The sequence below is a fragment of the Halalkalibacter hemicellulosilyticusJCM 9152 genome (genome assembly GCF_000513115.1).
Lineage (GTDB): Bacteria > Bacillota > Bacilli > Bacillales > Bacillaceae_D > Halalkalibacter > Halalkalibacter hemicellulosilyticus.
In genome coordinates, this window is record NZ_BAUU01000020.1 from 67,842 (window position 1) to 81,145 (window position 13,304).

The following is a 13,304-nucleotide window of genomic DNA, read 5'->3' on the forward strand; positions in this document are numbered from 1 at the left end:
TTTGATAAAATTAAGAATTTCAGATAATAAAAAGCATTTCGAAACAGACAAAGGGAAAAAATTCTTTTATTTAGCTGATACAGTATGGAGTACTTTTACCAACGCTACGTTAGAAGAATGGAATGATTATCTTGACTATAGAAAAGAGCAAGGCTTTAATGTTTTACAAATAAATATACTTCAACAATGGGACGCTAGTGAGACGGATTTGAATTTCAAGCCGTTTGAATATAAGGAAGATGGTAGTTTCAACTTCTATAATCGAAATAATGCTTACTTTGAACGAGCGGAAGAAATGGTTTCAATGGCAGTTGAAAAGGGGTTCGTACCTGCGCTAGTCCTATTATGGTGTAATTATGTCCCAGATACTTGGGGCTCAGAAATTAATAATATAAATAATATGCCAATAGAGTTAGTGGAGAATTACGTAAAATATGTGGACGATAAATTTTCTAAATATAATCCGATTTATTTAGTTAGTGGGGATACGGATTTCCCGACACAAAGAGCAATAAAGTATTACTCCTTAGCTATGCGGACGATCAAACAATTAAGTCCCCACTGCTTAACTACCTTACATATTAGAGGTAGACTAATGGAATTACCCGATGAGTTAATGAATAGCAATGATTTGGATTTTTATATGTTTCAATCAGGGCATAATATACAATTTCAGAGTATGTCGTATGAGCTTGCAGAAGAATTTAGTAATAAACCAATAAGAAGACCTGCGCTGAATTCAGAGCCGTGTTACGAACAAATGGGTTATAGTAGGAATCAATACGGTCGCTTTAGTCGATTTGATGTTAGAAAATCAGCTTGGCAAAGTTTATTATCAGGTGCTGAAGCAGGCATTACCTATGGAGCACACGGTATATGGAGTTGGCATAAGAAGGGAAAAGGGTTTGGATTAGTAGGAGAGGCATTTGATAGACCTTATGAATGGAGAGATGCAGTTAAGTTTGAAGGTGCTTGGGATTATGCATTTATGAAAAAAGTATTTCAATTATTTAAGATCAAGAACTTGCAGCCTTTAGATATCTTGTTAAAAAATACGGAAGAAATTAGAGTTGCTAGTAGCGATGATGAAATGAAAATCTTGATATATGTGCCAGTTAACACAACTGTTAAACTAAATATGCTTCTTGAAGACTATGATTTTACAATTATAGATTTAGAACAAAGACGCTTTGGTGAAACGAGCGTAACCTTTGAAGATAATAAAACGGTGTTTGATATGCACAGTTTTAAATCTGACGTTTTAATTATTGGTGAAAAAGCGCTCTAGGATACTTGGAGTTGCCTAATTGAGAGAGTAATGATTGTTTCTTGATTATAAAGCTATTGTTCATTAAAGGACAAAAGGGTGGTACGAAAAATGCTAGATAAATTATTTAAAAAGAAACAAAAAATAGAGCAGGAAGAATTTTTTTCTCCTCTTGCTGGAGAATTAATATCACTCGATCAGGTTTCAGATACTGTATTCTCAGAAAAAATGATGGGGGATGGTGTTGCTATTATACCTGCAGAAGGTGTGCTTGTATCTCCTGTTGAAGGAGAAGTGATTCAAGTTTTTCATACAAAGCACGCTATTGGAATTAGATCTCTTACCGGTTTAGAAATCCTTTTCCACGTCGGGTTAGAAACAGTAGAACTCAATGGGGAGGGGTTTAATATTTTAGTTGAAGAAGGACAAATTGTTAATGTTGGAGATTCTTTATTACATTTTGATATTCCGTTTTTAAAAAGTAAAAACAAGGAAATTGTTACACCAATAATCATTACTAATTCTTCTCAAAAGGTAGAGGAGATTGTACAGGTTGAAAAGCAAAGAGTTTCAAGATGCGATAGACTATTTGTTTGTAAGTTGAAATAATTCAGGAGGTAATATTAAATGAATCAAACAAATAATAGATTTCCAGAAATGTTTATGTGGGGCGGTGCCACTGCTGCTAATCAATTAGAAGGTGCTTATCTAGAAGGTGGAAAAGGTCTCAATTTAGCAGATGTTCTACCTGGTGGAAGTAGCCGTATAAAATTGTTAAATAAACCAGGGTTTAACTTTGAAATTGACCAATCAAAATATGTCTATCCTAACCATGATGGCATTGATTTTTATCATAGATATAAAGAAGATATTGCCTTATTATCAGAAATGGGATTTAAAGTCTTCCGTTTAAGCATAGCATGGTCACGAATTTTTCCGAATGGAGATGAGTTGAAACCCAACGAAGAAGGATTAGCATTTTATGAACGAGTTTTTGATGAACTTTTAAAATATGATATTGAACCAATAGTAACAATTGCTCACTATGAAACACCACTTCATCTTATCAAAGAGTATGGTGGATGGAGAAATAGAAAATTGGTTGATTTTTTTGAAAGGTATGCAACTGTACTTTTCAATCGTTACAAAGATAAAGTAAAATATTGGTTAACATTTAATGAAATCAATAGTGCAACTCACATGCCTCTTTTAGGACTGGGATTTTCACCGGATAGTGAAGAAACTCGGTTACAAGATAGCTTCCAAGGACTCCACCATCAATTTGTAGCTAGTGCTAAAGCAGTAAAATTAGGGCATGAAATTATCCCAAATGCTCAAATTGGTTGTATGCTTCTTTATGCAACTACTTATTCGTATGATTCAAATCCGGAAAATGTAATGCACGCACTAGAAGAAGCTCGTATTTTTAATAATTTCTGTGGCGATGTTCAAGTTAGAGGTAAATATCCTTCATTTATTAAACGCTACTTTAATGAAAATAATATTAGCATCGAAATGGAAGATGGGGATTTAGAGTTAATAAAGGAAGGAACAGTAGACTTTATTTCATTAAGCTATTACATGTCTAGAACGGAAAAAAAATCTAAGACACTTGAAGAAGGTGGGGAAGGTAATCTCATTGGAGGAGTTAAAAACCCGTTTTTAAAATCAAGTGACTGGGGTTGGGAGATCGACCCGATTGGACTTAGGATTGCTCTAAATGAACTTTATGATCGCTATCAAGTACCACTATTCGTTGTTGAAAATGGTTTAGGTGCATATGACAAGGTAGAAGATGACGGGACCATTAATGATGATTATCGCATTGATTATTTACGCGAGCATATTAAAGCGATGGGGGAAGCTATTAAAGATGGGGTAGATCTTATAGGATATACTTCTTGGGGGTGTATTGATTTAGTAAGTGCATCAACCGGTCAAATGTCTAAGCGTTATGGATTTATTTATGTCGACAAGAATGATGACGGTAGTGGAACGTTGGAGCGTAGTAAGAAAAAATCATTCAATTGGTACAAAGATGTTATTGAAAGTAATGGAACGGTAATTTAAATATATTTGAGAGTTGATAAATTATTGCTCCATCGAGTATCAGTTTAGGCTGGGGCATACGGGAATGGGCGATACCCTTGATTTTTACAAAGAAATTAAGATTACGCCAATGCCGTACGGTCAATCATTATTGGTGCGTACACTTACGGAGTATTTGAGAGAGTTTATATAGGACGAAACACCATCCATTTCATTACTAATGTAGCTTTGATTGGATGGTGTTTTGTTTTAAACATTTATTTATCAATTAAATGGTGATTTTCACGATAAAACTTTGGAGTAACTCCGATAAACTTCTTAAAAACTTTTGTGAAATAACTTTGATCTGTATAATTTAGTAAAGAGCATATGTCTGAAATAGGGGTATTGCTATAAGCGAGTAGTTTTTTAGCTTCTTCTATTTTTATTTGCTGTATATACTCACTAATAGTGATGCCCACTTCCTTTTTAAATAAAACAGATAAGTATTTAGGGCTTAATTCAACTCTCTTAGCGATTTGCTCATGTGTCAAGTCTTCATAAATATATTTAAAAATATAATCTTTACAGATCGTTATTGTTCTCGAATGACGGTCATTCTTTACTTGTTTCACTTTCCTTGCAAACGTATAAAGTACATCTCTCGCAAGCATTCTGATATCATCTAAACGATTTAATTCCTCTAACTGTTGGATGAAGCTATCGTGTAACGAAAAAGCAACCTCTTCATGTAAACCTCCATCAATTGACGCTCTAGAAACTAACGTAATCATTGTAATAATATGATTTTTGTTAGAACGGAGATAGCTTGATTTAGAAAGAACACTAGCTTCTTCTTCCTCTTTTGTATATGGGAACTCTTTTAAGTCTTCCACTCTTCCTTCTCTAATAATGGATAGAATATTTTTCTCGAATAGTCGATCATGATGAAAATTGTTTGCTTGTAGATTATGTGAAACAGTTAAATTGACGCTTTGGATAGATTTACTGTCTTGTGGGAGGCTAGAGTCTTCAAACGAAACCGATGGAGAAGAAACGAGTATATTATTAAACAATTTAAAGGCTATTATGCTTATATTGACGAGCTTATCTGGTTTAATAATCGGTAATGATTGATAATACTGCAAAACACTTCCTCGATAGAAGAACGCTCGAAAGTCATTAATTATACCAGATATTCGGTCTTCTGAGAATGGATAGGATAAGCTTGGACCAATAATGACGGTTCCATAAAATGTTGTCTTTTTTACAATACTTAGTAATATAAATTTTTCTGAAAACGCAGATTTTCTAATAACAGGAGTTTTGAATTGAACTTCAGGTTTGAAGTTTAATGGATTAAATAGTTTTTCTTTTTGATTTTCATATAAAGGATTTAAAATTTGACCGCTATAGTTTTCATAAGTAACTTCGCCATTTGTATTTATGAAAAGAACTGGCATTTCAAATGCCTCTGCTATGATCGTACATTTCTCTTTAATTTTATCGGTGGAATTCTTCATTTTAGGTACTCCCTTGTAAAAGTAATAATGGAATTTTTAATCGTAGATGTTTATTTTATTTACTATTAATATTCAGAAAATGATAAAAAGTCGACTTACTTCAGTATAATAATCTTTAAAATTTAACCTTATAGTACCAGAAAAAGAACTCAATTACCATAAGAGAAAAAAGGATGGTGTTACTTTAAAATTAATGGACATGTGCGCTAGCTTTTTTGCTGGTTCTTATTTTTTGAAGATAATTTACGTGGAGGTGTTGATTACAAATGATATATAAAAATCCAGTTATTAGTGGGTTTCATCCAGATCCTAGTGTATGCAAAGTTGGAGAAGAGTATTATTTGGTGACTAGTTCTTTTGAGTATTTTCCAGGTGTACCAATCTATCATAGCGTCAACTTAGTGAATTGGAAGCAAATAGGTTATGTATTAACACAGGAAAGTCAATTACCTCTAACTAGAATACATTCATACACAACTTCACAAGGCATTTATGCACCTACCATTCGTTATCATAATGCTAGATTTTATGTAATTACAACGAACGTAACTGTAGGCAAAACATTTTATGTATGGGCTGAGGATCCTAAAGGGCCTTGGTCGGAGCCAGTAGTTATTGAGAATTTGAGAGGGTTTGATCCATCTTTATTTTTTGATGATGATGGGAAGGTGTATTTAACGTATGCTCATTTTCCTGGCTTCGGTAATGATGGAATCTTCCAAGCAGAATTGGACATAGATACAGGGAGGTTATTAAATGAGCCAGTTTTGATTTGGCATGGTACTGGAGGTCATTCTCCTGAAGGTCCTCATTTATATAAAATAAATGGCTGGTATTACTTACTCATTGCAGAAGGAGGTACAGAATATGGTCATATGGTTACGGTTGCTAGAAGTAGAAAACCTTTCGGAGAATATGAGAGTTGCCCTAATAATCCAATAGTTTCTAATAGAAGTAGCGATAAACCGATACAAGGCACTGGTCATGCTGATTTAGTACAAGATCATAATGGGGAATGGTGGTCGGTTATGCTGGGATTTAGACCTGTAAAGACTTCCAAACTTCATCATCTAGGCCGTGAGACGAACCTTGCACCGGTTGCATGGGATGAGGATGGTTGGCCTAGTATAGGTTTAAATGGGCAAGTAGACGTTGAATATGATGCAAAGTCTCTTAAAGTAGTAAACAAAGAGAAAGGTGAGGACAGAGAAGACTTTAGTAATCATAACCTTTCTCTAGAATGGAATTTTTATCGAAATCCACTAGCTGAGTCATGGTCGTTAACAGAGAAGCCAGACCATTTAACACTGTATGGTCAAGCGGCGGCTTTAAATGATCCGTTAGCGCGATCGTTTATAGGAAGAAGGTTGCAACATTTCAATTGTGAAATTTCTACATTCATGGAGTTTCAGCCTATTGAGGATGGGGAAGAAGCTGGTTTAACAGTATTTATGAATGACCAGTTTCATTACGAAATAGCTAAAAAGAGAAAAAATAGGAAATGCTATCTTATTTTTAGGCGTTGTGTAGGAAGCATAAATAAAATAGAAGAAGTGGAATTTAATGAACCTAGTGTAAATTTACGTGTAGAAGCAAATGATACGATGTTTACCTTCTCTTTTTTAACTGTTAATGGGAATGAAACAGTTATAGGGAGTGGTGAAACGGCATTTCTTTCTACCCAAATAGCTGGTGGTTTTACAGGAGTTTATGTAGGAATGTATGCAACTGGGAATGGAAGGGTCTCCAATTCGCCTGCTTGTTTTGATTATTTTATCTATAAACCAAGTAATGAAAAATAGAAGGACAAGACGGTAAAAACAGTTCAGATAAAAGGAGGAGCTTGTATGACGGATTTTAGTAGTGTGAAAGGTAAGGTTGCTGTTGTTACGGGAGCAGCTGAAGGATTAGGAAAGGCTATTTCGAAATGCTATGCAGAAAATGGGATGAAGGTCGTTGTGGCAGATATCAATACAACAAAAGGATTGGAGCTTGTAAAGGAAATAAAATCTCAAGGAGGAGAAGCTTCGTTTATTAAAGCGGATATGAGCAAAGAAGAAGATGTAAAGGAAATGGTTGATTTTGCAATAAAAGCCTATGGGAAATTAGATGGTATTGTTAATAATGCAGGGTTAGGAGCACCTAATAGACCAATACATGAGTATTCAACAGATGAATTTGATTATTTAACATCCATTAATTTAAAAGGTGTATTCATGGGGGTGAAATATGGTGTTGAAGCAATTCTCAAATCTAAGTCATCGGGTGGTTTTGTCATTAATAATGCCTCTTTAGCAGGTATAATGGGGAATAGCTCTATGTCTTTGTATACGGCCACAAAACATGGTGTTATTGGCATAACAAAAAGTGCCTCTTTAGATTATGCACAACATAATATTACAATTAACTCCATTTGTCCTGGGACATTTCGAACAGCTATATGGGGCGATGCACCTGAAGAGTTAATTCAACAGTATGCAAAAAATTTATCACCGAATGGTAGATTAGGTGATCCGAAGGAAGTTGCTCATTTAGCATTATTTTTAGCATCTGATTTAGCAAGATATATTAGTGGAGCGGCTATATCTATTGATGCTGCTAGTTCAGCAGGTAAGATAACACCTGCCGAATGGTCGAATCCAGAAATTTTAAACTAACTAGATAAGACGGATAACCTACTTATTCATTTCAGGTTATCGTCTTATATTCCAAAGATCAAGTTATAATTAGTCTTATAGAGAAGCATACAAAAAAATGGTTAAGGTATCGTTTTAAATCGATCAATTGAAAACGGTTACATGACAAGTGCCAATTTTATTTTCTATATACGATTACTAGGACAGAAACAGGTGTCTATTTAAAGTATTAATTATAATCTTTGTTTTAATCAGGGGGAAACTATGTTAAATAATGAGGCAAGAAAATTATCAAAAAAGAAAAAGTCACTTAGAAAAGCTGCAAGAGAAGAAAAATATCGTCGTGCTAAAGTGTGGCAAATGGCACTGTATCCGATAGGGGGATTTGCTCATAATGGCTTTATGGCCTTAATGGCCATAGTGGCTTATTATGCCACAGGATTTGTAGGTCTAAGTACGGTTGTTGCTTCATTTATTATTACAGGGTCTAGGGTTTTGGATGGGTTTACAGATCCGATTATAGGATTAATTATTGATAAAACCAAAGGAAGGTATGGGAAAGTCCGACCGACTTTGCTCGTTGCATTTGCACTCATGACATTTTCTACATTATTAATGTTTTTCACTAATCATCTTGTCCCAGACGGCTTTAAAGTGGTTTACTTTATTATATTGTATGCTATTTTTATCTTTGGATATACATGTTCTCAAGTGGGGTTAAGTATTGGGAATAATATTATTACTAATGATCCTGAACAAAGACCAGTTTTTGGTGGATTGACAATGATTTATACAATGGTTTTCTATACAATCTCTGCAGTATATTTGTCGATGTATTTAACACCTAAATACGGAGGCTTTAATCATGTAGGGCTATTTCAAGAGATGGTCATTTTCACCATTGTATTAGCTGTTGTTGCATATCTTGTTGCTATTATTTCGATTGCCTCAAAAGATCGAATTGAAAATTTTGGTGCAGGAAAAAATACAGTACCGATTAGATTGAAAGATCTATGGCCGTTATTGAAAGGAAATCGACCCTTACAAATGTATATAGTAGCTGCGACTACAGATAAATTGAGTCTTCAAATCTCTGGGAATGCCATTGTAAATGTCATGCTTTTCGGCATTGTAATCGGGAACTTTGCAATGTCAGGAATTACACAAGCAGTTGCAATGATCCCAAATATTTTAATTCTTATTTTTGGTATGCGTTATGCGATGAAATTTGGATCAAAAAAAGGGTATGTCATTTCAACATGGGCTTGCCTCGTAAGCTATGGATTATTGTTTTTACTGTTATGGTTAGGAGATCCCACTCAAATAGGATTTGATAATGTCGGATTTATGACGATTTCATTTCTGTTTTTATGGTTAATTGGTGGTGCTGTTCGCTATGTTGCTTCAGGATTATCGATGCCGATGTTAATGGATGTTATTGACTATAATACGTACAAAACAGAACGCTATGCACCTGGTGTGATCACGGCTGTATATTCGTTTATTGATAAAGCGGTTTCATCATTGCAGCAAACGTTTATTGGTTTATTGCTTGCATCTATTGGATTTAGAGCTGTGTTTCCAGACATAGATACGCCATATACTGAGAGTATATTTTGGATGACTATGTTTTTATCAATAGGTGTTATGATGTTCGCATGGACAGCATCTTTAATTGCAATGAAATTCTACCCATTAACGAAAGAAAGAATGGAACAGGTTCAAGTAGAGATTGAGGCAAAGCGACAAGCAGATACGAAAGTGGTATAACGTTGTCTATTAAATGATATGTGAAAACGTGTAAATAATAGGTTGCAACAAAACTCTTACAATTTAAGTGAGAGTTTTTTGCAGTGTAAAATAAGCTACATTAAAATCATTATTTATTACCAAAAAAAAGCCTATTTTACCTTATATGATTCAGCTTAAGTTTTATTATAAGGTTAAGTTCATGATTTCAATCAGATGGATCCATGAAAAGTGATGAATTGAATGGAGGAGGGAAAGTAAGTGATTCAAAGAAATGACAATATAGGCCCGCCATATGGCACAATGGCGATTTTATTAGTTGGGGCATTTATCGCTTTATTGAATAACACATTATTAGGAATTGCACTTCCAGCAATTATGCTTGATCTAGAGGTTCAAGCAGCAACGGCCCAGTGGCTTTCCAATGGTTATATGTTAATAATGGGTGTTCTAATACCAACAACTGCTTTTTTAATGAGAAAGTTTTCAGTTAGACATTTATTTTTGGCTGGGATGGGGTTATTTACAATCGGTTCGACATTAGCAGGGGTGGCACCTAATTTTTCAATTTTGCTAGTAGGGAGAATGACTCAAGCGGCAGGTGCGGCTGTCATGTCACCGTTGCTTATGAATATGATACTTGTTAGTTTTCCAGTTAATAAACGGGGTACCGCAATGGGGATTATGGGTATGGTTATGATGGGTGCCTGCACTAGGTCCATTATTATCTGGTTTTATCTTGCAATATTTTGAATGGAGAGTGCTGTTCTATATTGTTGCTCCGATTGCATGTCTAACTATGGTAATAGCATCTTTCGTTATAAGGGATAAAAAAGAACAGACCAATATTAAATTAGATATTACATCGGTCATATTTTCCAGTTTAGGATTTGGTGGAATATTGTATGGTTTTAGCACGGCAGGAGATGATGGTTGGAATCACTCAGAGGTATATATCACCATTTTGGTAGGGCTTATTGCATTGATTATATTTATTATGAGACAAACGAAACAAGAAAATCCAATGTTGAATTTTAACGTTTTCAAGTTTCCGATGTATTCGTTATCTATTATCATTTCGATGATTATATCAATGACTCTGTTTTCTTCGATGATTCTTATTCCAATTTATTTTATAACACTCCGTGGAATATCAACTATGGATGCGGGGTTAATGATGTTACCTGGTGTATTAATTCTATCCATTATGTCTCCGATTGTTGGGAAGCTATTTGATAAAATGGGAGCAAGGATTTTAGCAGTAACGGGCTTATTTATAATAACTGTCACAAGCTACTACTTTAGTCAACTCACGTTGGAAACGACTTATTTTCAGTTGATTTTCTTAAATACGGTGCGGTCTTTGGGGATAGCATTAGTTATGATGCCGGTGGCAACAAATGGTTTAAATCAATTGCCAGAACGGTTTTATCCACATGGAACTGCAATGAACAACACGATGCAGCAAATATCTGGGGCTATAGGTACTGCTTTATTAATAACGATTATGTCTATTCGAACCGAAGTACACGCTAGTGCATTTGAGGAAAGTTTGTTACCGGTCGTGGATGATCAAATTATAATTTTGTCTATGTTAGAAGGAATAAATGATGCTTTCTTTGTTACGATTTTCTTTTCGGTGATAGCATTAATATTGGCAGCTTTTTTTAAACGATCAAAACCAGAAGAAGAAATAAAGAAAATAAACAAAGTTGAAAATCGTGGAGAATCAGGCTTAGTAAGTAGCAAATAAATTAAAGTAGTAGTAAGCGTTTTCGAAATAGGTGGATATATGACTAAAAAGAGAACTTAAATACCATAATGGTTTATTTGGAAGTGATAGTATTAATTCTAATAGAGAAACGTTCTTTAACTACAACAAAAAAAGGAAAGGAAGGTTTTAAAAAATGAAACCATTTTCAAATGAATTTATGATGGGCGCAGCTACTGCGGCTCATCAAGTAGAGGGTAACAATGTTAATAGTGATTTTTGGGCAATGGAGAATGTTCCGAATTCAATGTATAAGGAACCATCATTGGATGCAGTGGATCATTACAATAGATTTAAAGAAGACATTCAATTATTAGTAGATGCTGGCTTAAACACATATAGGTTTTCAATTGAATGGGCACGAATTGAACCTACCAAGGGGAGTTTTGACCACAATGAGATTGATCATTACAGAGCTGTTTTAGAATATTGTCATGAGAAAAGTGTAACCCCTATAGTTACATTACATCATTTTTCATCTCCTAAATGGGTCATTACGGAGGGAGGCTGGGAAAGTGAGTCCACAATTGGTTACTTTGAAAAATATAGTCGCTATGTAGTTACGGAATTAGGTGATTTAATCCCTTATATTTGTACGATTAATGAAGCAAATATGGGGAAGCAGATAGCGAAGATAATGAAAAGAATGAGTGGCTCACATACTAACAGTTCCGAAAAGAAAGAGAGCAATGGAGACATTCAAGTGGGCCTTAATGTTGAAGTGAAAGAGAAAATGGAAAAGTATTATCGTGCTTTAGGTGCTGAGTTCGGTATGGATCCTAGAAACATTCAAACATTTCATAATCCTCGAACTGAAAATGGGGAGCGAATTATCATGAATTGCCATGAAGCAGCGAGGAAAGCCATTAAAGAAGTCAATCCAACTATTAAAGTAGGTATTACATTTTCTCTTTACGATCATCAAGCATTACCAGGTGGAGAGAAATTTGTATTACAAGAGCAGCACGAGGATTTCCTTGATTATCTTCCATACATTCAAGATGATGATTTTCTAGGAGTGCAAAATTATTCTCGAAAAATTCATGGAGCCAATGGTTATATAAAACCAGATGAAAATACTCGACTTACTAAAATGGGGTATGAGTACTATCCAGAAGCTTTGGGGAATGTAATAAGGTTTGTTTCAAAACATTGGAATAAGCCAATCATTGTTACAGAAAATGGATTGTCAACAGATAACGATGAGGAAAGAGTAGAATTTATTGAACGAGCATTAGCTGGAGTTCAGGATTGTATGGACGAAGGTATTCAAATACTTGGCTATACGTATTGGTCATTATTAGATAATTTTGAATGGCAATTGGGTTATGATCAAACGTTTGGATTAATTGCAGTTGATCGCACGACACAAACAAGATATCCAAAAGAAAGCCTATCTTTCCTAGGGGAAATAAAAAAAACTGGCATCATAAAATAATTTGAAATTTGTTTAAATGAGATGATACGGAAGTGGGGGTGAGCAATCGATGAAGGTTCGAGATAAAGTCATTGTTGTGACTGGAGCTGGGGGAGGAATTGGGCGAGAACTGGTTTTTAACCTTCTTTACAAAGGTGCGAAAGTAGCTGCGATTGATATTAATAGTGATGCATTAGAGGAAACATTGAAGCAAGCAGGTGGGGATGGTGATAAAGTATCTACTCATATAGTAAATTTAACAGATAGAGAAGCTGTAGAGAAACTGCCTGAACAGGTCATTTCTTGTCATGGAACAGTAGATGGGATCGTTAATAATGCAGGTATTATTCATTCCTTTGTAAATATCAATGACCTTGATTACGATAAAATTAAACTCGTTATGGATATTAATTTTTACGGTACATTGTATATGGTAAAATCATTCATTCCATATTTACTTGACAGACCAGTTGGACACGTCACAAATGTTTCAAGCATGGGGGGATTCTTACCTGTTCCGGGTCAATCTATTTATGGAGCATCAAAAGCAGCTGTAAAACTGATGACTGAAGGTCTGTATGCTGAGCTAAAGGATACAAGCGTTAATGTTACGGTTGTATTCCCAGGTGGGGTGAGAACTGATATTATGAAAAATTCTAAAGTGGAGGGAGTGCCATCCACGAATGATACTGATAAAGCACATGACCATTTATTAACTCCTAAAGAAGCGGCTGAAATCATTATAAATGGGATGGAAAAGGATCAGTATAGAGTTCTTGCTGGAAAAGACGCAAAAATGATGGATAAACTATATCGCTTAAGTCCTCAAAGAGCTGTCAGTATTATTACAAAACAAATGAAAAAAATCATAAATAAATAAAAAAATTTTCGAAATTAACAATGTGTATATCTA

11 protein-coding genes are annotated in these 13,304 nt (G+C 34.7%); 10 read left to right on the top strand and 1 reads right to left on the bottom strand.

What is annotated here, in order from left to right:
- The first annotated feature begins 1 nt into the window (after window position 1).
- The 3 genes from JCM9152_RS13610 (at window position 2) to JCM9152_RS13620 (ending at window position 3,337) form a co-directional block, all read left to right on the top strand.
- Complete coding sequence (locus JCM9152_RS13610) at window positions 2–1,288, top strand: glycoside hydrolase family 140 protein (RefSeq protein ID WP_035345307.1); 1,287 nt, start codon at window positions 2–4, stop codon at window positions 1,286–1,288.
- 90 nt (window positions 1,289–1,378) lie between these two features.
- On the top strand, window positions 1,379–1,876 hold the full coding sequence (locus tag JCM9152_RS13615; RefSeq protein WP_035345309.1) for a PTS sugar transporter subunit IIA: 498 nt from the start codon (window positions 1,379–1,381) through the stop codon (window positions 1,874–1,876).
- An 18-nt stretch (window positions 1,877–1,894) separates the two neighbouring features.
- Entirely contained in the window at window positions 1,895–3,337 is a 1,443-nt protein-coding gene (locus JCM9152_RS13620; RefSeq protein ID WP_035345312.1) for a glycoside hydrolase family 1 protein, read from the top strand.
- 236 nt (window positions 3,338–3,573) lie between these two features.
- On the opposite strand, the gene JCM9152_RS13625 is transcribed toward JCM9152_RS13620, so the two are convergent.
- A complete protein-coding gene (locus JCM9152_RS13625) occupies window positions 3,574–4,818 on the bottom strand; it encodes a helix-turn-helix domain-containing protein (RefSeq protein ID WP_035345315.1) in 1,245 nt (414 codons plus the stop codon).
- A gap of 266 nt (window positions 4,819–5,084) precedes the next feature.
- On the opposite strand from JCM9152_RS13625, the gene JCM9152_RS13630 reads away from it, so the two are divergent.
- The 7 genes from JCM9152_RS13630 (at window position 5,085) to JCM9152_RS13655 (ending at window position 13,271) form a co-directional block, all read left to right on the top strand.
- Window positions 5,085–6,620 carry a glycoside hydrolase family 43 protein gene (locus JCM9152_RS13630; RefSeq protein ID WP_035345318.1) on the top strand — a complete coding sequence of 512 codons (1,536 nt, stop codon included), beginning with the start codon at window positions 5,085–5,087 and terminating at the stop codon, window positions 6,618–6,620.
- Window positions 6,621–6,665: 45 nt separating this feature from the next.
- The gene (locus JCM9152_RS13635) at window positions 6,666–7,475 is read left to right on the top strand and encodes an SDR family NAD(P)-dependent oxidoreductase (RefSeq protein ID WP_035345321.1); all 810 of its coding nucleotides are present in this window, start codon (window positions 6,666–6,668) and stop codon (window positions 7,473–7,475) included.
- 243 nt (window positions 7,476–7,718) lie between these two features.
- Window positions 7,719–9,224 carry an MFS transporter gene (locus JCM9152_RS13640; RefSeq protein ID WP_052015958.1) on the top strand — a complete coding sequence of 502 codons (1,506 nt, stop codon included), beginning with the start codon at window positions 7,719–7,721 and terminating at the stop codon, window positions 9,222–9,224.
- A 240-nt stretch (window positions 9,225–9,464) separates the two neighbouring features.
- On the top strand, window positions 9,465–9,956 hold the full coding sequence (locus JCM9152_RS24125) for an MFS transporter (protein WP_369384563.1): 492 nt from the start codon (window positions 9,465–9,467) through the stop codon (window positions 9,954–9,956).
- Window positions 9,907–10,956 carry a DHA2 family efflux MFS transporter permease subunit gene (locus JCM9152_RS13645; protein ID WP_369384564.1) on the top strand — a complete coding sequence of 350 codons (1,050 nt, stop codon included), beginning with the start codon at window positions 9,907–9,909 and terminating at the stop codon, window positions 10,954–10,956. Before JCM9152_RS24125 ends, JCM9152_RS13645 begins: the two co-directional genes overlap by 50 nt.
- 154 nt (window positions 10,957–11,110) lie before the next feature.
- A complete protein-coding gene (locus JCM9152_RS13650) occupies window positions 11,111–12,412 on the top strand; it encodes a glycoside hydrolase family 1 protein (RefSeq protein WP_035345324.1) in 1,302 nt (433 codons plus the stop codon).
- Between the two features lie 49 nt (window positions 12,413–12,461).
- The gene (locus JCM9152_RS13655) at window positions 12,462–13,271 is read left to right on the top strand and encodes an SDR family NAD(P)-dependent oxidoreductase (protein ID WP_035345327.1); all 810 of its coding nucleotides are present in this window, start codon (window positions 12,462–12,464) and stop codon (window positions 13,269–13,271) included.
- Window positions 13,272–13,304 lie beyond the last annotated feature (33 nt).

Bases quoted from the DNA above. Each gene is read 5' to 3' on its own strand.
- JCM9152_RS13615 (WP_035345309.1), top strand. From the start codon at position 1,379: ATGCTAGATAAATTATTTAAAAAGAAACAAAAAATAGAGCAGGAAGAA.
- JCM9152_RS13620 (WP_035345312.1), top strand. From the start codon at position 1,895: ATGAATCAAACAAATAATAGATTTCCAGAAATGTTTATGTGGGGCGGT.
- JCM9152_RS13625 (WP_035345315.1), bottom strand. From the start codon at position 4,818: ATGAAGAATTCCACCGATAAAATTAAAGAGAAATGTACGATCATAGCA.
- JCM9152_RS13630 (WP_035345318.1), top strand. From the start codon at position 5,085: ATGATATATAAAAATCCAGTTATTAGTGGGTTTCATCCAGATCCTAGT.
- JCM9152_RS13635 (WP_035345321.1), top strand. From the start codon at position 6,666: ATGACGGATTTTAGTAGTGTGAAAGGTAAGGTTGCTGTTGTTACGGGA.
- JCM9152_RS13640 (WP_052015958.1), top strand. From the start codon at position 7,719: ATGTTAAATAATGAGGCAAGAAAATTATCAAAAAAGAAAAAGTCACTT.
- JCM9152_RS13650 (WP_035345324.1), top strand. From the start codon at position 11,111: ATGAAACCATTTTCAAATGAATTTATGATGGGCGCAGCTACTGCGGCT.
- JCM9152_RS13655 (WP_035345327.1), top strand. From the start codon at position 12,462: ATGAAGGTTCGAGATAAAGTCATTGTTGTGACTGGAGCTGGGGGAGGA.